Origin of the sequence: Brevibacterium metallidurans (genome assembly GCF_037101285.1) — a bacterium.
Lineage (GTDB): Bacteria > Actinomycetota > Actinomycetes > Actinomycetales > Brevibacteriaceae > Brevibacterium > Brevibacterium metallidurans.
The window spans coordinates 303,823-326,686 of the sequence record NZ_BAAAAF010000004.1; the positions used below are offsets into that span (position 1 = coordinate 303,823).

At 66.5% G+C, this 22,864-nt stretch carries 18 protein-coding genes and 1 pseudogene; 3 read left to right on the top strand and 16 right to left on the bottom strand.

Annotation, left to right across the window (positions count from 1 at the left end; all coding sequences use genetic code 11):
* Window positions 1–344 precede the first annotated feature (344 nt).
* The 12 genes and pseudogenes from AACX88_RS07805 to dnaK form a co-directional block, all read right to left on the bottom strand.
* On the bottom strand, window positions 345–1,514 hold the full coding sequence (locus tag AACX88_RS07805) for a HoxN/HupN/NixA family nickel/cobalt transporter (protein WP_339392471.1): 1,170 nt from the start codon (window positions 1,512–1,514) through the stop codon (window positions 345–347).
* Window positions 1,511–2,689 carry an urease accessory protein UreD gene (locus tag AACX88_RS07810; RefSeq protein ID WP_339392472.1) on the bottom strand — a complete coding sequence of 393 codons (1,179 nt, stop codon included), beginning with the start codon at window positions 2,687–2,689 and terminating at the stop codon, window positions 1,511–1,513. The genes AACX88_RS07805 and AACX88_RS07810 overlap by 4 nt, the downstream gene beginning before the upstream one ends.
* Window positions 2,690–2,856: 167 nt before the next feature.
* Window positions 2,857–3,600, bottom strand: a pseudogene (gene ureG / locus AACX88_RS07815) (urease accessory protein UreG); the annotation flags it as partial.
* Window positions 3,593–4,387, bottom strand: a complete 795-nt coding sequence (locus AACX88_RS07820) for an urease accessory UreF family protein (RefSeq protein WP_339392473.1) — start codon at window positions 4,385–4,387, stop codon at window positions 3,593–3,595. The gene AACX88_RS07820 and the pseudogene ureG, both read right to left, overlap by 8 nt.
* A gap of 14 nt (window positions 4,388–4,401) precedes the next feature.
* Window positions 4,402–6,105 carry an urease subunit alpha gene (locus AACX88_RS07825; RefSeq protein ID WP_339392474.1) on the bottom strand — a complete coding sequence of 568 codons (1,704 nt, stop codon included), beginning with the start codon at window positions 6,103–6,105 and terminating at the stop codon, window positions 4,402–4,404.
* Complete coding sequence (ureB, locus tag AACX88_RS07830; RefSeq protein ID WP_339392475.1) at window positions 6,105–6,560, bottom strand: urease subunit beta; 456 nt, start codon at window positions 6,558–6,560, stop codon at window positions 6,105–6,107. The genes AACX88_RS07825 and ureB overlap by 1 nt, the downstream gene beginning before the upstream one ends.
* Before the next feature lie 85 nt (window positions 6,561–6,645).
* Entirely contained in the window at window positions 6,646–6,948 is a 303-nt protein-coding gene (locus AACX88_RS07835) for an urease subunit gamma (RefSeq protein WP_339392476.1), read from the bottom strand.
* Window positions 6,948–8,690, bottom strand: coding sequence for a purine-cytosine permease family protein (locus AACX88_RS07840; protein WP_339392477.1), 1,743 nt, complete (start codon window positions 8,688–8,690; stop codon window positions 6,948–6,950). Before AACX88_RS07840 ends, AACX88_RS07835 begins: the two co-directional genes overlap by 1 nt.
* A gap of 346 nt (window positions 8,691–9,036) precedes the next feature.
* Window positions 9,037–9,486, bottom strand: coding sequence for a heat shock protein transcriptional repressor HspR (locus AACX88_RS07845; RefSeq protein ID WP_339392478.1), 450 nt, complete (start codon window positions 9,484–9,486; stop codon window positions 9,037–9,039).
* A 14-nt stretch (window positions 9,487–9,500) separates the two neighbouring features.
* The gene (locus AACX88_RS07850) at window positions 9,501–10,547 is read right to left on the bottom strand and encodes a DnaJ C-terminal domain-containing protein (protein ID WP_339392479.1); all 1,047 of its coding nucleotides are present in this window, start codon (window positions 10,545–10,547) and stop codon (window positions 9,501–9,503) included.
* Window positions 10,548–10,759: 212 nt separating this feature from the next.
* Entirely contained in the window at window positions 10,760–11,431 is a 672-nt protein-coding gene (locus AACX88_RS07855; protein ID WP_339392480.1) for a nucleotide exchange factor GrpE, read from the bottom strand.
* A complete protein-coding gene (dnaK, locus tag AACX88_RS07860) occupies window positions 11,431–13,302 on the bottom strand; it encodes a molecular chaperone DnaK (RefSeq protein ID WP_339392481.1) in 1,872 nt (623 codons plus the stop codon). Before dnaK ends, AACX88_RS07855 begins: the two co-directional genes overlap by 1 nt.
* 1,415 nt (window positions 13,303–14,717) lie before the next feature.
* Between dnaK and AACX88_RS07865 the strand changes: the two genes are divergently transcribed.
* Window positions 14,718–15,740 (top strand): hypothetical protein, encoded by a 1,023-nt coding sequence (locus AACX88_RS07865; protein WP_339392482.1) that lies wholly within the window; start codon window positions 14,718–14,720, stop codon window positions 15,738–15,740.
* A 311-nt stretch (window positions 15,741–16,051) separates the two neighbouring features.
* Here the strand turns inward: AACX88_RS07865 and AACX88_RS07870 are convergent, their stop codons facing one another.
* The 4 genes from AACX88_RS07870 to AACX88_RS07885 form a co-directional block, all read right to left on the bottom strand.
* Entirely contained in the window at window positions 16,052–16,717 is a 666-nt protein-coding gene (locus tag AACX88_RS07870; RefSeq protein WP_339392483.1) for a hypothetical protein, read from the bottom strand.
* Between the two features lie 32 nt (window positions 16,718–16,749).
* Window positions 16,750–17,799, bottom strand: a complete 1,050-nt coding sequence (locus AACX88_RS07875) for a Fic family protein (RefSeq protein WP_339392484.1) — start codon at window positions 17,797–17,799, stop codon at window positions 16,750–16,752.
* Window positions 17,800–18,114: 315 nt separating this feature from the next.
* Entirely contained in the window at window positions 18,115–18,576 is a 462-nt protein-coding gene (locus AACX88_RS07880; RefSeq protein WP_339392485.1) for a universal stress protein, read from the bottom strand.
* Between the two features lie 12 nt (window positions 18,577–18,588).
* Window positions 18,589–20,088 carry a CitMHS family transporter gene (locus AACX88_RS07885; RefSeq protein WP_339392486.1) on the bottom strand — a complete coding sequence of 500 codons (1,500 nt, stop codon included), beginning with the start codon at window positions 20,086–20,088 and terminating at the stop codon, window positions 18,589–18,591.
* A 163-nt stretch (window positions 20,089–20,251) separates the two neighbouring features.
* Between AACX88_RS07885 and AACX88_RS07890 the strand changes: the two genes are divergently transcribed.
* Window positions 20,252–22,105, top strand: a complete 1,854-nt coding sequence (locus AACX88_RS07890; protein WP_339392487.1) for an ATP-binding protein — start codon at window positions 20,252–20,254, stop codon at window positions 22,103–22,105.
* A complete protein-coding gene (locus tag AACX88_RS07895; RefSeq protein WP_339392488.1) occupies window positions 22,105–22,761 on the top strand; it encodes a response regulator transcription factor in 657 nt (218 codons plus the stop codon). The genes AACX88_RS07890 and AACX88_RS07895 overlap by 1 nt, the downstream gene beginning before the upstream one ends.
* The last annotated feature ends 103 nt before the right edge of the window (window positions 22,762–22,864 follow it).

The window sequence follows — 22,864 nt, forward strand, 5'->3', positions numbered from 1 at the left end:
CGCCGGGTCCGGTCGCCGTTGCACCGGATCGTCAAGGCCCATAGTCGCCGAAGGGCGCGCAGTCACCGCAATGCGGGGAGTCTTGGCTGCGCTTGGCCCCCGATGGGCTGGATCACCGCTGCGCAGGAGCAAGCGCAGCCAGCGACGGCAGTTCCAGCTCACTCCAGTCTGTACAGCTCAGTTCGCGAACTGGGCTGTACAGACTGGAGTGAGCTCTGACCGACGTCAGCCCGGAGGGGGACTGACCGGATCACGTACCGTCAGCGTCGGGGTGCGGCACGACCGGCTTAACCCGGCCCCACCGACTCAACGTGACGCGACCGGCTGCTTCCGGCCCCACCAACTCACCGCGGCGCGACGGGCGTCCGCGCCCGCTTTCGTGCAGCGACCACGGCAAGCACGGCGATGAGGATGAAGAGACCGGTCGCGGCGAAGCCGACGTACTCGGTGTCGACGGACGGCAGGCGGAACAGGTGGGTCTCGGCACCCGCCTCGGCGAATCCGGCGATTACGACAAGGGCAGCGACGAGAACCGAAAGCCCCGTGACGACGAGGTTGTACCTGCGGAAACGTCCTCCGTCACCGGCCGCCCACCGGTAGAGCCTGGCCATCATCACGCTGTCGCCCGTGTCGCACGCGGCCATGCCGGCGGCGAAGAGCAACGGCAGGGAGAGCGCGAGCAGGGGCGAGGTGCTCGCGGCCGTTGTGCCGGCGGCGATCATCAGCCCGATCGTCGCGGCCGTGTCGAACCCGAGCCCGAAGAGCAGACCGATCGGGTACATGCGCGCCGGTCGATCGACCGTTCCGATGAGTCGGGAGAAGACCGTGACCAGAGGCCCCCGGGCCGCCGAGGCGGTGCCGCCGGTCCCGTCGTCCCCGACGTCACGGCGCAGCAGACGGATGAACGCGAAGAGGTTGACGATGCCGAAGACGGCGACGACGGAGGTCGCGAACAGCAGGCCCCACATGCCGAGCACCTCCCGCAGGTCCGAGTCGTCGCTGATGACGAGGCTGCGCGCCACTCCGGCTCCGGCCGTGACGAACGCGGCGGTGACGATGACGACGCTCGAGTGACCGAGGGCGAACCAGAACCCGACGGCTCCGCCCTCGAGGCGAGTGCGGTGGGAGTTCGTGAAGGGAGCACGGCCGGAGTTCGCGGGGTGAGAGCTAGGGTCCGCGGGGACGAAGCCGGAGTTCGCGCGGCGTGGGCCGGAAGTCGCGGGCGGAGACTGGTCGTTGGTCGTGGGTCGCGACTGCTCGGCGGTCGCCAGTCGGCGGGTGACGTTGTCGATGACGGCGATGTGGTCGGCATCGAGGGCGTGACGGGCACCGAGCAGCACCGCTGTTGCCGCCAGGCCCCACGCTGCGACGGGACCGATCTCGCTCGTCGACGCGAACACTAGGCCGACGCCCACGACCGCGAGCGTCGTGATCACCACGATCGGAAGTTTGGTCGTCCACGGTGTGCCCGACTTCGTGCGCGTGATGGTCTGATGGTCTGCTGTCACGCTCATGGGCGCGCCTCCTCGAGTGTTGTCAGTCGTTCGCCGGATGGGGGCGGTTTCTCGTTGCCGGTCGGTGAGGTCGGCCGGGGATGTCTGTCGACTTGGGGGCGCAGATCGACCGCGTCGGGGTCGATGGCTTGTGGGCGCAGCTGGCCGGTGGGCACGAGTGGTTGGGAGACCTCCTCGGGTCGCATAACTGCGTGAGCGTCGGCGCCGAGGCTGGTGTCGACATCGGTGCGGGGGTCGCTGCCGGTGAGGGCGCCGACGTCACAGTCGGAGCGTGCTTTCTTGTCACTGTCGGGGCGGGTGCCGACGCGCGTGTGATCGTCCTGGTTTCCGCAAGGTTCCAGCACCAACTGCGTCCAGTCGTCCCACACGACGTCGACATGAGATGCATGCGCGGCCTTACCGACCGCTCGCGCGATGGCTCCAGGACTGGCGAGGTCGAGGATCTGATGATCTGAGTCTTCGGTGCGGCTCCTCCTGCCGAAGAGCATCGCGGTGTCGAGCACCGAGGCTTCCCCGAGCACGCCCGGCAGCGGTTCATTGCCATCGATGGCGAGGTCTTCGACGAAGACCGGGCCGCCTGTGCAGTCACGGACATCGGTGCTGCTCGTCATCGCGCCACCGGTCTCCCCGGTTCGCCCGAGCACGATCGTCTCCCGCAGGCAGACCGCGGATTCGGTGCCGAAACGCACCCGGGTCGATCGACTAACGCGCGCCCCCGTGGCGACGACGAAGGGAAAGGTCTCCCAGATGAGACGGCCACCGTCGGCGACCTCGATGTCGACGTCCCACGTCGAGACTCCCTCACCTGTCGGCGCTGCACGGGCCGGTGCAGCCGGGGCACTCGCGGCGTCACGGGCAGTCGAGGCGGCCAGGGCCGTCTGCGCGTCCTGGACTGTCGAGGCGTCCGGGGAATGCAGGACGTCCGAGGCAGCCGGCGCGGCCGGGTAGGCAACGGTGCCGCCGACGTCTTCGACGACCAGCGTGCATCCCGCGCCGACCCTGATCTCGATGCTGACCGCGTCCCCGCTGAGGAGGACCGCTCCCCCGGCAACGAGAGCCACATGGGCGTGACCTCCTGCCCCGCGGGACACGAGTCGCGGCTGCAGCAGACCGGGAGAGAGACGGACCTTCGGAAGATCCCTCCCCGCGACCTGGTCGACGGCGATGTGCGTCATCTCCGGCCGGATGCGGTCAAGGTGTCTGCGGTGGCAGGCAGGTCTGGGACCGGCGCGGAGGCACCGACGGTCGCACCACCGACGGCCTTGTCGCCGACCGCCTCGGCGTGCCCGTGCTCGCCGTACGAATGATCGCCCGTCGTGTGCGCATCGCTGTGCGCGTGCCCGCTGTGGGAATGCCCACCGTCCCCGTGCTTTTCGTCGTGAGAATGCACGTAGCCGCCGTCCTCGTCGGCGTGGAAGTGCGGGGCCATCGGACCGGGATCCTGCGGTTCGTGCGCACCGGCTCGATGCGCTTCGAGCAGGCCGAGCAGCCACGCCCGCAGACGGGCCACGGATGCCTCGTCCGTGCGCGAGAGACCGAGCACGGGACCACCGTCACGGGCCGCCTCGGCGTCGGAGATCATCTGCTCGACATCGACGCCCACATAGGGGGCGAGGTCGGTCTTGTTGACAACGAGGAGATCGGCACGCCCGATGCCGGGCCCACCCTTGCGCGCCACGTCACCGCCGCCGGCGACGTCGAGGACGAAGATCTGCGCGTCGATGAGCGCCGGGGAGAACGTCGCAGTGAGGTTGTCACCACCGGACTCGACGAGGACGAGGTCGAGCGGATCGAAGTCCGCCTCGAGGTCCTCGACCCCGGCGAGGTTGGCGGTGACATCATCGCGGATTGCCGTGTGCGGGCACGCCCCGGTCTCGATCGCGCGGATCCGCTCGGGTTCGAGGACCCCGGCGGCACGGAGCAGGCGGGCATCCTCGTCGGTGTAGATGTCGTTGGTGATGACACCGATGCGGATCTCGGCGGCCATGGCCCGGCAGATCATCGCGATGAGCGAACTCTTGCCGGTGCCGACGGGACCAGCGACGCCCAGGCGCAGGGAACGGTGTGGGGTGGGGAACTCAGGCACGGAACAGCCTCCTCGGCAGTGCGGACTGGGCCTGCGCCCAGACCTCGATGAGCGGTGCCCCGGCAGCGGGGATCGCTGCGGGGGCGGTGAGCGTCGCCAGGTCGGCGACGGAGTCCTCGAAGGCAGTGCATGCCTCGAGCACCCAACCGGTGGCCGTGATCGGGTCCATCGGTTCGAGTTTGAGGACCGCGGCGGCCACGGTCTGCGCATCGTCGTAGGCGACGATCCGGACGAGGTCGACGGCGGGAATCCCGGCGGCCGCGGCGATCGCGCCGAGCACGACAGGTCGTGGAGTCCCCCGCCTCGGAAGCACGCCGGCCAGGCCGGGCCACAGTGCCACGGCCACGCGGCGCAGGCCCGCCCCGAGCACCTCGGCGATCTCCCGCAGTGCCGGGCTGGGGGTGCGCGCCGCCCATTCGGCGGTCACCGTCGTGAGCACAGCGGCGGGATCGGCGCAGGCTTCCTCGGCGCCGGCGGCATCCTCAGCCACCAGAACATGCCGGGTGACGACGGCGGCACCGGCTTCGACGCGGACGACGGTGCGCATTCGGGCACGCATGTAGGCGGCCACCTCGGCGGGGGTCAGTCCATTGCGCAGGCCGGCTTCGACGCTGTTCGACGACACGTGCGCCCCGGCCGGCAGGCGGGCATCGGCGAGGAGCAGCATCAGGGTCGCCGAGGCGGCCCCCGGCACGGTGGCATCGACCGTTCCCGGGGAGACCGTTCCCGAGGCGGCCCCGGGCACCAGCGCACCCATCGTTCCCCGGCCTGTCGTTCCCGCGCTCATCGGTCGGCTCCCCATCAGAACATCTGGTAGAGCTGGGCGAGCGGGAGGACGGTGGCGGGGGCGGCGGTGACGGGCTCGCCGTCGATGGCGATCGCGAACGTGTCGGGCTCGATGTCGATGGCCGGCCGGGCGTCGTTGTTGCGCATGTCCGCCTTGCCCACCGACCGCGTCGGACGCACGGCCAGCAGCTCCCGTCGCAGGCCGAGCCGATCCCGCAGCCCGTCCTCGACTGCGGCTGGGGAGACGAACGAGACCGATCGCTGCGCGCCGATCGCCTCGCCGAACGCGGGTCGCATGAGCACCGGCTGCGGTGTCGGGATCGAGGCGTTCGGGTCGCCGAGGCCCGCCCACGCGATCGTCCCGCCCTTGATGACGAGGTCCGGTCGCACCCCGAAGAAGCGCGGATCCCACAGCGTCAGGTCGGCCATCTTCCCGGCCTCGACGGACCCCACGTGCTCGTCGATGCCATGCGCGATCGCGGGATTGATCGTGTACTTCGCCACGTAGCGGCGTGCCCGTTCGTTGTCCGCAGGCAGGTTCTCGCCGAGGCGGCCGCGGCGGTGCTTCATCGTGTGGGCGACCTGCCAGGTGCGGGTGATGACCTCGCCGATGCGGCCCATCGCCTGTGCGTCCGAGGACGTGATCGACAGCGCGCCGAGGTCGTGGAGGATGTCCTCGGCAGCGATGGTCGTCGCCCGGATCCGGGATTCGGCGAAGGCGAGGTCCTCGGGCACGCTCGGGTTGAGGTGGTGGCACACCATGAGCATGTCGAGGTGTTCGGCGACGGTGTTGACCGTGTGCGGCAGGGTGGGGTTCGTCGATCCGGGGATGATGTTCTCCAGAGCCGCGATCGAGAGGATGTCCGGGGCGTGGCCGCCGCCGGCGCCTTCGACGTGAAACGCGTGGATGCTGCGTCCGTCGATCGCGGCGATCGTCGATTCGACAAAACCGGACTCGTTGAGCGAGTCCGAGTGGAGGGCGACCTGGAGGCCGTGCTCGTCGGCGGCGCGCAGGGCGGCGTCGATCGCGGCGGGAGTCGCGCCCCAATCCTCGTGGATCTTGTAGCCGGCGGCACCACCGAGGGCCTGTTCGGCGAGGCCGTCCGCGGAGACCGTGTTGCCCTTCCCGAGCAGGAGCACGTTGACCGGCACATCGTCGAGGGCGGCGAGCATCGTGCCCAGATTCCAGGCGCCCGGGGTCACCGTCGTCGCCTTGCTGCCCTCCGAGGGACCGGTGCCACCGCCGATGACAGTGGTAATGCCGGTGGCGAGCGCCTCATGGATCTGGGAGGGCGAGAGGAAGTGGACGTGGGAGTCGATGCCGCCTGCGGTGAGGATCCGTCCTTCGCCGGAGATGACGTCGGTCGACGGTCCGATCCGCAGCGCCGGATCGACGCCGTCGGCGATGTCGTCGTTGCCGGCCCGTCCCAGGGCGGTGATCCTGCCGTCCCGAATGCCGACATCGGCGCGGACGACGCCCCACCAGTCGAGGACGATGACGTTGGTGATGACGGTGTCCGGTGCACCCTCGGCGCGGGTCGTCGTCCCCTGGAGCATCGACTCCCGGATCGACTTTCCGCCGCCGAAGACCGCTTCGTCCCCGCCGAAGGTCCGATCCTCCTCGATCTCGATCCACAGATCGGTGTCGCCGAGGCGGACCTGGTCACCCGTGGTCGGACCGTAGAGCGCGGCGTAGCGCTGGGCCGAGATCTCCGCCATCAACAGTCACCCGCCTCAGCGATGGGATCGTTGGCGGTGGGGTCAGCGACGCTGGTTGGGCCGGCAACGCTGGTGCGGTCGGCTGCGACGGTCGGGGCGGCAACCTCGGTGAGGTCATCGGCATTGCCGCCGGCATCGCCGCGGATCTGCAGTCCCGGGACGACCCTCCGCCCGCCGAGGCTGACGATCGGCACGGTGCGGGAGACTCCGGGTTCGAAGCGGACCGACGTCCCCGCGGGGACGTCGAGACGGAAGCCGTCGGTCTGCCGCCGATCGAAGGCGAGGGCGGCGTTGACGTCGGGAAGGTGGATGTGCGAACCGATCTGCACCGGGCGGTCGCCGGTGTTCTCGATCGTCACGGTCCCGGTCTCCCCCGCCGAGTCGCGGCGATTGAGCACTCGGGTTCCCTCGCGCACGCGCACCGCACCGGGCCCGTGGTCTCTCGTTCCTGCCATGGGCGTCCTCTCGGTCGGTTGGTTTCAGTCGTGTCTGTCTCGGTCGATCCATCGCGGCCGGCTGGCCGCGGTCAGCCGTCCCTGCTCAGTCGATGGGGTTGTGGATGGTGACGAGCTTGCGCCCGTCGGGGAAGGTCGCCTCGACCTGAACGTCGTGGAGCATGGCGGCGACATCGTCGAGGACGTCGTCCCGGCTGAGCACCTCCCTGCCTTCGACCATGAGCTCCTCGACTTTCGCGCCTTCCCGTGCCCGCTCGATCACCCACGTGCTCAGCAGCGCCACGGCTTCCGGGTGGTTGAGCGGCACTCCGCGTGACAGCCGGTCGCGGGCGATCATGCCGGCCACCGAGAGCAGCAGCTTCTCGGTGTCACCGGGGGTGAAGTGCATCAGCGCTCCCGGCCGGGGTCGGCGGACTCGCGCCCGACCTCGGCCCGCCCCCGCGTGACACTCGGCCGTGCCCCACCGGGGTCGGCAGGCAGGACATGTTCGCCGAGGCGGTCGGTTGAGAGCGCGAGCGAGCTGAGATAGAGCGGCTGCCCGTCCGGACCGGTCTTCGCCGAGGCGATCATGTCCGGACGCTCGAACTCCATCTCCGTCACGTGGCACCACAGAGTGACATCGGTGGGATTGCCGTGCTCGTCGAACATCGGCACATCGATGCCGTCGTCCCGGCGGCGCAGGTAGTACCGGCCCCGGGTGAGGATCGCCATGAGCGGGGTCGCGACGATCGCGATACCCACGGCGAAGAGCGGCGAGAACGGCTGCACGGCGGCACCGAACGCCCCGAAGTAGATGGCGATGGACACCCCTCCCGAGAGCAGGAGGGACACGACTCCGACGGGATTCCAGTCGTAGAGCATGCCCCGACGGAACTCCGGTGTCTTCGGCGAGAGACCGAGAACGTACTTGTTGATCGCAATGTCCGCGGCGACGACGCAGATCCACGACATCGCGAGGTTCGCGTAGAAGCTGAGGATCGCGTTGAGGAAGTCGAACATGTTCAGCTCCATGAGCGCGAGCGCGAAGAGCAGGTTGACGACGAGGAAGGTGATCCGTCCCGGATAGCGCTTGGTGATGCGCGTGTACGCGTTCGTCCAGGCCAGCGAACCCGAGTAGGCGTTGGTGACGTTGATCTTCACCTGCGAGATGACGACGAGAACGACGGCGAGCAGGAGGGCGAGCCACTGGGGCATCATCTGCTCGTAGGTGGCGAGCAGCTGCTGGACCGGTTCGGTCGCGAAGCTCGTCGCCCCGGGGACGTTGGCGATGAGGTAGACGGCGAGGAACATGCCGATGATCTGCTTCGTCGCCCCGAAGATCACCCAGCCGGGTCCGGCGAGGATGACGGCGGCCCACCAGCTGCGACGGTTGGCCGGGGTGCGCGGGGGCATGAAGCGCAGGTAGTCGATCTGCTCGGCGATCTGGGCGATGAGCGAGAGGCAGACGCCGGCTGCGAGCATCGCCGAGGCGAAGTTCGCGCTCTCCCCGTTCTCCCCCTGGTAGGCGAAGAAGGAGTTGACGGAGTCGGGCTGGAAGGCGATGAGGTAGCCGACGGGGACGACCATGAGGACGAGCCACAGGGGTGTCGTCGAGACCTGCAGCCGGGCGAGCGCCTTCATGCCGAAGATGACGAGCGGGAAGATGAGCACCGTGGACACGAGATAGCCGATGGGGCGTGGGAGTCCGAGACCGAGGTAGAGCCCTTGGGCCATGATCGAGCCCTCGAGGGCGAAGAAGATGAAGGTGAACGTTGCGAAGATGATGTTCGTGATCACCGAACCGTAGTAGCCGAATCCGGCCCCGCGGGTGATGAGATCGAGGTCGAGGTTGTAGCGCGCGGCGTAGAACGCGAGCGGCCAGCCGGTGAGGAAGATGATGATCGCGGCGGTGAGGATGCCGAGGATGCCGTTCGCCGTGCCGTGCGCGAGCCCGATGCTCGCACCGATCGAGAAGTCGGCGAGGTAGGCGATGCCGCCGAGTGCGCTCGTCGCGACCACGGCCGGCGCCCACGTGCGGTAGGACCGCGGTGCGAACCGCAGCGTGTAGTCCTCGAGACTCTCCTTCGCCGCGGCCTTCGCCTCATTGCTGCCGGCCGGCGGCGTGGCCGACCCGTCTGCGGTCACTGTCATGGTGGGCTCCTCGGTCGTCGTCCGGACTCAACATCGCCCATCCTGACAGCCGATTGTTTCGGTCCGTGACGGGCGAGTTTCGTCCATGTTTCGAGACCTGTATCTCACCTTGCAAACACTGCCGCCCGCCGAGGTGGAACGCCGCAGCCCTCGCGTCGAGCCGAGTGCGTGTGTGCCGCCGCCGAAAACAAGTCGAGCCCACTTGAGTCTGTGGGGCACAGTTCGTGAACTGTGCCCCACAGACTCAAGTGAGCTCAACCGAGAGTCGACCGCCAGTAGGCAACCGGCCGCCAACAGCCGGGCGACCACTATCAGGCAACCGGCCGCCCGCCAACTGCCGACCCGCTCACACCCTCCGGGCGCGGAAGTCGTCGTAGAGCACGACGGCGCCGGTCGGGGATTCGGCTTTGACCTTGGGGCGCCGGCCCCGGGCGATCGAGACGACATCGCCTCCGGAGCCGGCGGCGAACACGCGCGCATCGCGTTCGCGTTCCTCCGCCTGCGCGAGGACTTCCTCCTCGAGCTCCTGGTTCCGGTTCCTCAGTGCGTCGATCTGGTTCTGCATCTCCATGATCTTCTTGATCCCCACGAGGTTGACCCCCTCGTCCTGGGAGAGATGCTGGATCAGGCGCAGCTTCGCGATGTCGCGACCCGAATAGCGTCGGCCTTTGCCGGCCGTGCGCTGCGGGATGACAAGGCCCATCCTGTCGTACTGGCGCAGGGTCTGCGGGTGCATGCCCGCAAGCTCCGCCGCCACCGAGATGACGTAGAGGGCCGCGCTCTGAGAGAACTGCATACGAATGCGCCGCCTCAGCTCGTCTTGGCCCGATCGAGCAGGCCGGCCCGCGGATCCTCGTCCTCGGTCGCCGCCTTGTACGCCTCGACCGCTTCCTTGGCTTCCTTCGACAGGTTCTTCGGTGCGACGATCTCCACGGTCACGAGCAGATCGCCCGTGCCCTTCTTCGTCTGCACGCCCTTGCCGCGCACCCGCAGGGTCCTGCCCGAGGGCGTGCCCGCGGGGATCTTGACCTTGACGGGCTGACCGCCGAGCGTGGGCACCTTGACCTCGGCGCCGAGTGCCGCCTCGTCGAAGCTCACCGGCAGGTCGATGCGCAGGTTGTCGCCGTCCCGGGTGAACACCGGGTGCGGTTTGACGTTGACGGTGAGGATGACGTCTCCGGGCTCGCCGCCGTTCGGGCTGGCCTTGCCCTTGCCGGCCAGACGGATCTTCTGCCCGTCCTTGACCCCGATCGGGGTGCGCACCGTCAGCGGCTTGCCGTTGGGCATCTTCAGTTTGACCGAGGCGCCGTTGGCCGCCTCGGTGAAGCTGAGGTTCGTCGAGGACTTGATGTCCCCGCCCTTGACCGGAGGCGAATAGCCGCCGAAGCCACTGTCGCCGTAGCCGCCGTAGGAGGCACCGCCGCCGAATCCGCCCAGCAGATCGGCGAGGTCGGGCGGCACGTCTCCGTAGCCGCCGGATCCGCCGAAACCGCCGCCGGAGTACGTCGTCCGGGTCCGGGTGCGCCCGCCGCCTCCGAAGAGGTCGGAGAACACGTCGTCGAAGCCGCCTCCGCCACCGGCGCCGCCGGCGCCCGCGCTGAACCGGGCACCGCTGCCCATCGCGCGCACCTGGTCGTACTGCTCGCGCGACTCCTTGTTCGACAGCACCTGGTGGGCCTGTCCGATCTCCTTGAACTTGGCCTCCGCCTCGGCGTCGCCCGGATTCGCGTCCGGATGGTACTTCCGCGCGAGCTTGCGGTAGGCCTTCTTGATCTCGGAGTCCGTGGCGTCCTTGGAGACGCCGAGGGTCTTGTAGAAGTCCTTCTCGAACCAATCATTCTGAGGTCCGGTACTCATCTGGCACCTCCCTTCTTCCTTGTCCTGTTCTGCTCGCCGCTGCCTGCCGGCACCGGCTCTGTCATCGTTCTGCTCATCTGTCCACTCACAATCCGCAACCTCCGAAAGCTGTCCTCCCGGAGATTCCGGACCGTCGCCGAGGCGGCCGCCCCGCTCCCAGCGTCCGTGTCCGGACGCTGGGGCTGGGTGTCACCTCGGCGGGGTCGGGATGCTCAGTCCTCGGGCTGCTGCACGCCGACGCGGGCCGCGCGGATGATGCGATCACCCATGCGGTAGCCCGGCTGCATGACCATGAAGACCGTCGGCACCTCGACATCGTTCGACGGCTGCTGCATGAGAGCCTCATGCAGGCGAGGGTCGAACTCGTCGCCGACGGCGCCGTACTGTTCGACGCCGACCTTGGCCAGGGCGTCGAGCAGCTTGTTCACGTGGGCCTCGAAGGGCCCGGTCACGTCGCCGTTCTCCTGCGCCAGACGCACCTCGTCGAGGACGGGGACCAGGGCCTCGACGGCCTTGATCGTTCCGCCCGCGGCTGCCCGCTCGCGTTCGCGGTCGGCACGCATGCGGTAGGCAGCGTACTCCGCGTTGATCCGCTTGAGATCGGCGAGGTGGGCGGCCGCCTCCGACCCGGGCGCGGGCTCGGCCGCACCCGGCTCGGTGGCCGCCTCGGTGTCGTCCAGCGTGGAGGCATCGGCCGGGATGTCGACACCGAGGTCGCTGGCGTCGGCCAGCACCTCCTCGGTGTCGGCGCCTTCACCGGCCCCCGCGGCCGACTGGGCGTCGGCCTCGGGACGAAGCTCACCGGTGTCGGGGTCGACCCGGCGCTTGTCATGGAAGGTGAAGCGCGGCTCCTCGGACGACGGATCGTTGCCCTCGGTCGTCATTACTTCTTCTCCCCGTCCTCATCATCGTCGACGACCTCGGCATCGACGACATCGTCGTCGGCACCGGTGCCGGCATCGGAGGCGCCGGCCTGGTCAGAGGCACCGGCGGCGCCGGCGTCCTGCTGGGCGTAGATCGCCTCGCCGATCTTCTGCTGCTTCTCGGTGAGCGTGTCGAAAGCCTTCTTCACGGCGTCGTCGTCTTCGCCCTCGAGAGCCTTCTTGACGGCGTCGACGTCGGCCTGCATCTCCGACTTCAGTTCCTCAGGCAGCTTGTCGGCGTTGTCGTCGAGCAGCTTCTGGGTCTGGTAGGCGAGGTTCTCCGCGTTGTTGCGGACATCGGCTGCCTCACGGCGCTTCTTGTCCTCCTCCGCGTGCTCCTCGGCCTCACGGACCATGCGCTCGATGTCCTCCTTGGGCAGGGCCGAGCCGCCGGTGATCGTCATCGACTGCTCCTTGCCTGTGCCCTTGTCGGTGGCCGAGACGTGGACGATGCCGTTGGCGTCGATGTCGAAGGCGACCTCGATCTGCGGCACTCCGCGCGGAGCCGGCGCGATGCCGGTCAGCTCGAAGGTGCCGAGGTTCTTGTTGTCCCGAGTGAACTCGCGCTCACCCTGGAACACCTGGATCGACACCGAGGGCTGATTGTCCTCAGCCGTGGTGAACGTCTCCGAGCGCTTGGTCGGGATCGGGGTGTTGCGTTCGATGAGCTTCGTCATCACGCCGCCCTTGGTCTCGAGTCCGAGCGAGAGCGGGGTGACGTCGATGAGGAGGACGTCCTTGCGTTCGCCCATGAGCACACCGGCCTGCACGGCGGCGCCGATCGCGACGACCTCATCGGGGTTGACGCCCTTGTTGGGCTCCTTGCCTCCGGTGAGCTCGGTGACGACCTGGGTGACGCCGGGCATACGGGTCGAACCGCCGACGAGGACGACGTGGTCGATGTCCTTGACGGACACGCCTGCGTCCTTCATCACAGCGTGGAACGGGGCCTTGGTCCGCTCGAGGAGGTCCTTGGTCAGATCCTCGAACTTCGCCCGGGTGAGGGTCTCGTCGAGGTGGATCGGACCGTTCTCGCTCATCGACAGGTACTGCAGGGAGATGTTGGTGCTCGTCGCGGACGAGAGCTCCTTCTTCGCCTGCTCAGCGGCCTCCTTGAGACGCTGCATCGCCGTGGAGTCCTTGGTCAGGTCCACGCCGTAGTTGTTCTTGACCTGCTCAACCAGCCAATCGACGATCCGCTGATCCCAGTCGTCGCCGCCGAGGCGGTTGTCGCCGGAGGTCGCACGGACCTGAATGGTCGAGAAGCCGTCGTCGTCCTTGCCGACTTCGAGCAGCGAGACGTCGAAGGTGCCGCCGCCGAGGTCGAAGACGAGGATGAGCTCGTCTTCCTTGCCGCGTTCGAGGCCGTAGGCCAGGGCCGCAGCGGTGGGCTCGTTGATGATGCGCAGGACGTTGAGGCCGGCGATCTCACCGGCGTCCTTCGTGGCCTGACGCTCGGCGTCGTTGAAGTAGGCAGGGACGGTGATGACCGCGTCGGTGACCTTCTCCTGCAGGTACTCCTCGGCGTCGTGCTTGAGCTTCTGGAGGATGCGGGCGGAGACCTCGGGAGCGGTCAGCGTCTTGCCGCCGATCTCGGTGTTCCAGTCGGTGCCCATGTGGCGCTTGACGGACGCCACGGTGTTCTTCACGTTGGTGACAGCCTGGCGCTTGGCGATCTCGCCGACCAGGGAGTCCCCGTTCTTGTTGACTGCGACGACGGACGGGGTCGTGCGACCGCCTTCCATGTTCGCGATGACCTTGGGGTCGCCGCCTTCGAGGACTGCGACGACGGAGTTCGTGGTTCCGAGGTCGATTCCAACTGCACGTGCCATATCGTTTCTCCTTATCTGTGAGAGTCGGCTCGGGCTGAATGCGCGCGGTCGGCCTGAGAGGTGCCACCGGGAGCTGCCTCCCGGAGTCGTCTCGTCGGACCGTCGCCCGCATTGAGTCTGATGGACTCAAGTATTCTCTTCGCGGCCGAGATCGTCAATCCCCGCCTCATAAAAGTTGCGTACACCAGACTCAACTTTGTGGAGCGGGGGTTTATTCCGCTCCTGAAGAATTTTTTCGAAGGTCCTTTAAGATGCGTTCCGAGTGGTGCGCTTCCTACCAGCATGCGACACCGAGCTCGTATCGACCACCCTCGGACTGATCTGCCCTCAAGAAGTGATCAGCGAAGAACCTGTGCGTCGTCCTCCGTTTTATCAGGCAGAGAAATTTCCCCGGTGTGTTCTAGCTCACGGCCACTCACAGGACCGCCATGCACGAGAGCCTCCTCGAACTCGATTGGCTCTGGCTCGCAGACTTCGCCCCCAACACCACACGAATCGCAACGCAGCCGTTCCACCTCCAAGAACAAGACGGTGCCCACCTGCGCAGACACGTCCTCGACATACAACTCGAACACAGCAACGGCAGCAACACACTCGTCGATGCGAACCCAGCAACCAGACTCTCCGACAAACGGGTACAGGAGCAGTTCTCGTGGTCCGCCCGCTTATGCGGGCGAAAGGCTGGAGCAACGTAGTATGGTCAGGCGCAGATCCCGTTCTGATGCGCAACCTCTGGTTCATCGCCGTCAGCCGACGAGCACACTTCCTCCACTCAAAACTGCGCGACGAATTGGAACCGCTGGTACACCCAGAAATGACGCTTGCCCAGACAGAGCTGGCTGCAATTGGGGATCCGTCCATTCGGAAGAGAGCAACTAGTCCGCGCAGAACCCGCGACTGCTGAGTAAACCAAGATAAGGAGTCTCTGCGAAACCCGGGGCAATTCAGTCCCTTCACTGACGACTCACTTGCAATTGCCCGTCGCATGGATTTTCGAACTCATCCCTGGATGGCCCTCAACCAGCACACCCACGATCACTACGGGGTGGACAACAGTTCTGCTCACCGACGGGGGCCTACTCGTCAATAAACGAGAGTGGCCACACTTCCCAACCGTACGAGGCGCTTATCCATATTGATGGGAGACCAACGGAAAGAGAACATCTCACCGCACAAATCCCGCTCCACAATCTCAACACCGAATGGAAACTTCTCTCGGACGAAATCTGGACGGAAACTCGCGAAAACCCCGCGGCAACGACGTTCAGCCCATGAGACCATGACACTTCCAGAGTCCACCCGCGCCGACAGAATTTCGCCGCGACCACCGCCCAGCCTTGTATAACACAGGAACAGGACCGTGAAGCTCCTGGATCACAAGCTACACTCACAGTGACAAACACTAGGATCACTTGATGCCCGACAGAAATCACGTTGATCAGGTTCGTATCAGCCTGCACAGCGGAGGAGCCATCGCAGCTTCCTCACACCTTGCACCAATCGCTCACGCCTTCCTCGTCCGGCACCTCCAGCAACTTGAAACGCCAGACATCGACGAGCTCACGGAAAGAATCACACAATTCGCTTCCCGCCCACGGCCGTACCTGCCTGATGAAACATTCGGACAACCACATGCGGGAATGCCTCAACAGGATGTCGAATGGTGTTGGGTCAACCCCAACAGAGTGCTCCTAAAGGAGCCTGGAACACAATCATTCATCCATGACGCGAGCGACCGCGCCCACTTTGCCCATCAACCCCAACGTGGCCTATCCCCTGACCGCATCACCGGTATCGCAGAATTTGCTCGGCGCATCGCCAGAGAACACGGCGAAGAACGCGGACTCCACACCCTGCTCGGAATTGGTGCGGACGGTTCGATCTCCCAAGATGGAGTCTTACGCATCAACGTCGACGGATACACATCACCCCTCGGTGACATATTCCGCATCCACGGCAACGGCAACCACCGTCTCGCTGCACTCGCCGCATTGGAGGTCCCTTGTGTCCCCGCGGAAGTTGAGTGGCGTCGCGGCCCATTCAGCACATCCCCGTGCCGAATTGACGAAGACAGCGACGAACGCATCGCCTACCGGACACTCCTCCACACTTTCGGAGTTGCCTCCTACACGGACCCCGCCAACTTCGTCCAAAATTACTCCGGCGTTGTCACCGAATACTGGCCGTTCCTAATCGACAACCCCCATTCCGCGGTCGAATCTCTGACATCGTTGGAAACTCTCGCCGGAGAACCCTACACATCGTCAATTGGCCGGCTGCCTCGCCACTTGTTCAATGACCCCGCGACACTCGCCCAAGCTGGCCATCACGTCATGAAGCACCTTTCCGAGCTGGAGTTTGGCTTAAGCGCGCGATCGTTTATTGAGCTCTCGCCTACCCCACGCGGCCCTATTCGTAGGTTCTTCGACCGTCGTTGAGCATCACCAGCCACTAACGCAACTGCGGATATCAAAACTTTACGAGCGCGACAGGTCTCAGACAGAAAGTCACTATCGTTCCAAGAACCACTAAAATCTCAGCCATCAATCTGGTGGCTTGCCCCTGTGTCGGCAACGAGACCGGCGTCTTCAGAAAATCCTCGGCCAGCTTCTTCAGTCCCTGACGGGCAGGAGACGACCCAGAGTCGGTGCCCGAATCTGGTCTGCAACTGGTTCGAAACCGATTCAATTGTCGGATCTGCGCACTTCTGTGGCAGGGACGAATCGGCAGACCCAGTGGAATTCCGCAACTACGAAAGCCCACTCCTGCCCTCGTCTGCCACGCGGTTCAAAGTGCTGTCGATGTCTCTGACGGCCTTCGTGAGATCTTTGATCGAGCTTCGTACGTGATGAAGCGATCCGTCAGGTGCATCTCTGGACAATCTGATCTGAGAGATATCGATCTCGATCTCCATAGCAGGCAATGCACCGAACGGGCCGTCGGCATCGACTCTCAGGGTACGGAGCTGCGGAGCCTCACTGGCCAACAGTTCATGGCCGTTGCCGAGCTGCCACCGAATCGTCCTTCCGGGCGCAAGGGACTTCAAACCCTCGGAAAGGACCTCCTGAGTCCTCAACACCTTCTCGGCATGAGACTCGCTGCTCGGCAACTGCGGGTCCACAGTGATTCTGACGTTCTGTGCGACCGTGGGCCCACTGTTTCCCACGACGAGCTGCATCGCAGTCCCCTGCTGCATGTCAGGCTGAATATCCGCCCACACATATGGCTGTGCTGCGTCGCGAGCAATCTCTCGCTGCAGCTGCGTCTGTTCCCGAGCAGCCGCGACTTGCTCCATTTGGACTGCAGTCTGGGCGGCGGCGGATGCCGCCTGTTTGGCAGCAGTCCTCGCAGCCCAAGCCGTGAAAAGCAGGGAACCGGCCGAAATCGCTAGGGCAATGATGGAGACGACGATCATGGACCGATCGTCTCAGCGACCACTGACACGGCCTACGTAGTCTGCCGGCGACCAGCTCGCTCGGCGAACGCATCGATGGCTGCAAGGATCTCGTCGCTGCGCCAGAACGGGCCCCGCTTGTGCTCTGCCTTCGATGTCACGATCCCGGCATCGGCCAGCGCTTTCAAGGGCGGATAGATATTCGGCTGAGCGACCCCCAACGCCTCTGCTGCAGCGGCTGAATTCAGCACCGGCTGCTCAACGAGGACATCGAGAAGTCGCCAAGCATTCGAGTTTCGCCTGACCGTGAGCTTCGAGTCCCAACCTCGCCGAATCCTCTGCAGGTCCGACACCAGTTGAGTGCTGTTGTCGACTGCTCTGAACGTCGCGTCCACGAAGATCCGAATGATGGGATCGACGTTGCCTTTGCGATACTCGGTCAATGCTCGATGGTACCGAGCGACATCCGCCAGAAGCCCTGCGGACACTGGAACAGCGACGTTTCTGGTGATCCCTCTTCGCCGCAGCATCGCCTGCACTATCGCCCGCCCGGTTCGTCCGTTGCCGTCCGTGAAAGGGTGGATGGTTTCGAACTGCGCGTGCGCGATCGCTGTCACCACCATAGGTGGAATGTCCACTCGCGCGCAGAAGGTCGACAGATCCTCGAGGAGGTCGGCAACCCGCTCGGAGTGCGGCGGCACGAACTCCGCACCCACCGGAGTGTCCGAACGACTGCCGATCCACACCTGTTCGGTCCTGAACTCGCCTGGAGTATGTCGCTCCTGAGGCGCCATCAGCACGCGGTGAATCCTCAGAATCGATTCTGCCGAGACTTCTCCTGAGTCACGCAGAGCAGAGACCAGCGCCCGAGTGTTCGCCACGATCAGTTCGGCATTGCTGCCAGGGCGAGCGCCGAGCTCCGCAGAGAATATTGCGCGTGCACTCGCTGTGAGGTTCTCGATCTGGGACGACGACGCCGCCTCCGAGCGCAGCAGCACGGGTGCGAACCCTGCGAAGTGTGATCCGAGTTCGGCGTCTAGACGACTCAGCTCCCGAGTCGCCTCTTCGGCATCTGCCGCCAACTCAGGATTCACCTTCGGCATAAGGTCCGAGATCAGCGGTGGAACCGAGGCCTCGTATCTCCGAATTCCCCCGCCGATCGTCGCAGCAGGACCGAACCCAGCACGCGACACCCAATCTCGGAACTCGGAACCGAGAGCAGGCCATGATGGAACGTCGTTGCCGCCTGTCGCGGTCGTCCCGGAGTCCATAAACACCACCCTTGAAAGTTATGAGTTGTGTAAGTTTCTCATAAAATCGGAAGGTGTTGTTTATGAGTTCTGCGCGCAGTTGACTCGGCCGCTCCTGAGTCCGCGCCTGCGGTGCAACGGAGGCGCGAATCGCCCCGCAGCCGTCCCCTACTTCACCACCAGCACCGGGCACGTCGCTTCGAGGATGACGCGCTGGACGCTCGAGCCGAGCAGCAGCTTCATCACCGCCGAGCGCCGCCTGGTCGAGAGGACGATGAGTTCAGCCGCCCACTCCTCGGCGAGATCGAGGACCTGGGAGGCGACGTCCGCCTCGGCGCGGAGGACTTCGAACTCGACGCCCGCCTCGGCGAGCTGACCGACCATGGCCGCGGTCTGGGCCGGGTCATGGTCGAGCGGACCCGCGGGACTGTCGGAGGCGAAGACGACGACCCGCAGCGCCGCGTCCTCGAAACGGGCCATGCGCAGCGCGGTGTCGAGCACGGCCGGAGGCGCATCGAGGCGCAGGGCAAGGACGACGGTGCGCTCCGCCTCGGCGAGGTTCTCCGAGGCTGCCACCTGCGGGGACGGCACGGGACGACGGTCACGCGGTGAGGAGTAGAGATCGGTCATGACGGACGCCCCCTATCCGATCGCGATGACGCCGATGAGGACGCCGACGGTGAGCATGACGAGCGAGACGAGCAGCGCCCGCCACAGCACCTTCTTGTGGTGGTCGCCCAGATCGACGCCGGCGAGGGAGACGAGCAGGAGGATCGCCGGGACCAGCGGGGACTGCATGTGCACGGGCTGGCCGGTGATCGAAGCACGGGCCATGTCGGCGGCGGAGATGCCGTAGTGCGCGGCGGTCTCCGTGAGCACCGGCAGGATCCCGAAGTAGAACGCATCGTTGCTCATGAAGAACGTCATCGGGATCGAGAGCAGACCGGTGATGACGGCCATGTACGGCCCCATCGACGACGGGATGACGTCGACGAGCCACGCGGCCATCGCATCGACCATGCCCGTGCCGCTCATGATGCCCGTGAGGACGCCCGCGGCCATGACCATGGCGACGACAGCGATGATCGCCGAGGCATGGGAGGCCAGCTCCGCCTGCTGATCCTTGATCTTCGGGAAGTTGACCATGAGGGCTACGACCATCGCGATCATGAACAGGTACGGCAGTGGCAGCACGTCGAGGACGAGCATGACCATGACGACAAGGGTGAGGGCGAGGTTGAACCAGAAGAGCTTCGGCCGCAGAGTCGGGCGGTTGGGGTCGAGTGCGGTGTCGGTCAGGGAGGATCCCGCCGAGGCGGCCGCAGGGTCCTCATCGGCACCGTCATCGGGTCCGCCGACGGAGGTCTGCGCACCGGCGCCGCCGGAGCCGGCGCCGGTGCCGGTGCCGGTCGAGCCAATTCCGGTGCCCGTCGAGCCGGCGCCGGAAGCAGTCCGCGCCACGGCACCGACGAGTTCGCGCCGCTTCCCGAAGCCCTTCGTGCGGTCCTCGACCCATGCGACCCCGTTCTTCGCCAGCCGGCGGCGTTCGGAGAGGCCGAGGAAGTACGCGAAGACGAAGCACACGAGCAGGCCCGCGGCGAGCGCGGGAACCATGGGCGCGAAGATCTCGTTCGCATCGATCTGCAGCGCCGAGGAGGCCCTCGCCGTCGGCCCGCCCCACGGGACGATGTTGAGCGTGCCGTTGATGAGACCGGCCACGCAGGTGAGCACCACCGGGGACATCTCGAGGCGCTGATAGATCGGCAGCATCGCGGCGGTGACGACGATGAACGTCGTCGACCCGTCGCCGTCGAGGGAGACGGCACCGGTGAGCAGCGCGGTGCCGAGGACGACCTTGACCGGGTCGTTGCCGGCGACCCGGAGGATGAATTCGACGAGCTTGTCGAAGAGTCCGACGTCGATCATGATGCCGAAGTAGATGATCGCGAACAGCAGCAGCGCCGCCGTCGAGGACATCGAGGCGATCGCCTCCATGACCATGTCGCCGATGCCGAGACCGGCCCCGGCGAAGAGACCGAAGATGGTCGGAACGATGATGAGCGCGAGGATCGGCGAGAGTCGCTTGGTCATGATCAGCGTCATGAAGACGACGATCATCGCGAAGCCGAGGATGACGAGCACGGACTTCTCCTTCGAAGACGTTTGTGATGCGCGATACACACATGTGAGGCGGGATACACGCTAGGCCCCGCACTGCCGTCGGCGCGCGTTTGTGTGCACTGATCGCGTTCTGCCCGTTCTGCCACTTTTGCTCATTCTGCTCATCACTGGCTACTGTGGAGACGTGTTCCGCTCGTCTCGAGCCTTCTCCCGCCGTGTCCTGCTCAGCCAGCTCGCGGTCATCATCGTGACCTTGGCCCTGGTCACCGGGGTGTTCGCGTGGATGGCGGCGCGCACCGTGACCGATGTCAGCGAGACCGAAGCGCTGGCCACCGCCCGTGCCCTCGCCTCCTCACCGGAGGTCCGCCGCGGCTCGACGATCGCCTCGGAGTCCCCCGAACCGATGCCGCCCGCCGAGGTGACCGACCCCCTGCGCGTCGTCGCCGACGAACTCAGGCGCCGGTCGGGCATCGAGTTCGTCGTCATCACCGACGACCAGGGGATCCGGCTCACTCACCCCAATCCCGCGCTCATCGGCAAGAAGGTCTCCACCTCCCCCGATGTGGCGCTCTCCGGTCGTGAGGAGGTCAGCCAGGAGGTGGGAACCCTCGGCAGCACGGTGCGGGCGAAGGTGCCCGTCTACTCGTCCACCGGCGACGGCTCCGTCGTCGGCGAGGTGTCCGTGGGCATCCACACCTCCGTGCTCAACGCCGACCTCCGCCGCGAGTTCATCGCCCTCGGGTCCGTCGCCGTCCTCGCCCTCGGCATCGGGATCCTCGCCTCGATCGCGCTCGGCCGCAGGCTGCGCCGCGAGACCCTGGGCATCGGCCCCGAGGAGCTCGCGGAGATGGCCCGCGATCAGGGTGCGGTCCTCCGCGGACTCGACGACGGGGTCCTCGGCTTCGACTCCGACGGGCAGCTGACCCTGAGCAATGCCGCCGCGAAGGATCTCCTCGCCGAGGCGGCCCGCACCGACTCGACCGACCCCACGGCCGCACGGCGGCAGACGGCGATCGACGACATCCCCGAATCGATCCGCACGATGATGGCCGAAGCGCCCGAGCGTGGGGCCCTGCGCCGCCGGGTGAGCGTCGGTGACCGGATCCTGCTCGCCACGGCCGTGCGGGTGCGCCGCGACGGGGTGTCTGTCGGCGGTGTCGTCACACTGCGCGACGAGACGACGATGCTCACGATGGCCCGCCAGCTCGAATCGGTGACGACGATGGCCGAGGCCCTGCGCGCCCAACGCCACGAGTTCGCCAACCGCCTCCACACCGTGCTCGGCCTCGTCGGCACCGGAGCGACCGAGGAGGCGAGCACCTACCTCGAGTCGATCCTCGGCACCGGTCCCCTCGCCGCACCCGTCGAAGGCATCGAGGCGATCACCGACCCGTACCTGCGGGCCCTGCTCGAGGCGAAGGGAACGACCGCCGCCGAGGCGGGAGTGACCCTGAGGATCGCCCCCGACTCCCTCGTCGTCGGCAGCGTGCGCGACCCCGAGGACGTCACCCTCGTCCTCGGCAACCTCATCGACAACGCCGTGCGCGCCGTCGTCCGTCGTCGCCTCGACACCCGCGGAGGGCCCGAAGGCCACGAGGGAGTCGACGCCGCCGAGGTCGTCGAGGTCTCCCTGCTCAGCTCGGGGCCCGAACTCCACGCGCTCGTCACCGACACCGGCGCCGGCATCGCCGCCGCCGATGCCGAGCGGATCTTCGACGAGGGCTTCAGCGGTGAGCAGGCGAATTCGGCCGCCAACGGTGAAGGCGCCGACGAAGCGAGCACGGGCGGAGGCGATGGCACAGAATCGGACTCGGACTCAGGCGCAAGTCCCGGCGCGGACCCCGTCCATGGTCACGGCCTCGGTCTCGCCCTGTGCCGGCGGGTCGCCCACCGACACGGGGGCCGGGTGTGGCTGAACAGCGGTCACGACCCCGAGCTCGGCGGAGCGAGCTTCGGCGTCCTCCTCCCCGACGTCATCGACGACACGACCCCGATGAACGCACCGGATCGCACCACCCGAGAGGAAGGAGAGCACTGATGGTCAATGTGCTCGTGCTCGACGACGATTTCTACGTCGGCCAGATCCACTGCAAGTACGTCAACGACGTGCCCGGCTTCCGGGCGCTCGATCCGGTCCAGGACCTGCGCACGGCCCGAACGATCCTCGCCGAGGAGGACGTCGACCTGCTGCTCGCCGACTACGTCCTGCCCGAGGGCACCGGCGTCGACCTCATCCGCGAGACGAACGTCGATGCCGCGGTGCTCTCCGCCGTATCCGATCCGCACATCGTCCGTTCGGCGCTCCGCGCGGGGGCGCTGACCTACATCGTCAAGCCGTTCACCGCCGAGCACCTCCACGGCTTCCTCCGCCGCTACGCCCGCTACCGGCGCTACTGGGAGAAGGAGAAGGTGGCGCAGGCCGACCTCGACCGACTGCTGCGCAGCCTCCACGACGTCTCCTCCCCCGGCACCGGATCGGCACCGGCGTCGGGGTCGACGACGACGGCGCGCATCCTCGACGCCCTGTCCGCGGCGAAGCAGCCCATGACGGCGGTGGAGATCGCCGAGGCGGTCGGTGCCTCCCGCGCGACCGCGCAGCGGCACCTCGCGAAGCTCGCCGAATCCCGAGCCGTCACCGTCACCCTGCAGTACGGGAGCACGGGACGGCCCGAGCACCTCTACCAGACGGGGTGACCGCCTCGGCGAACTGATCGGGGCAGAACGACCCAAGCGTGGAGGATCCGCGTCGACATTCGGCGTGATGTCGACGCGGATCCTCCACGTTTGAGTCCCCCGG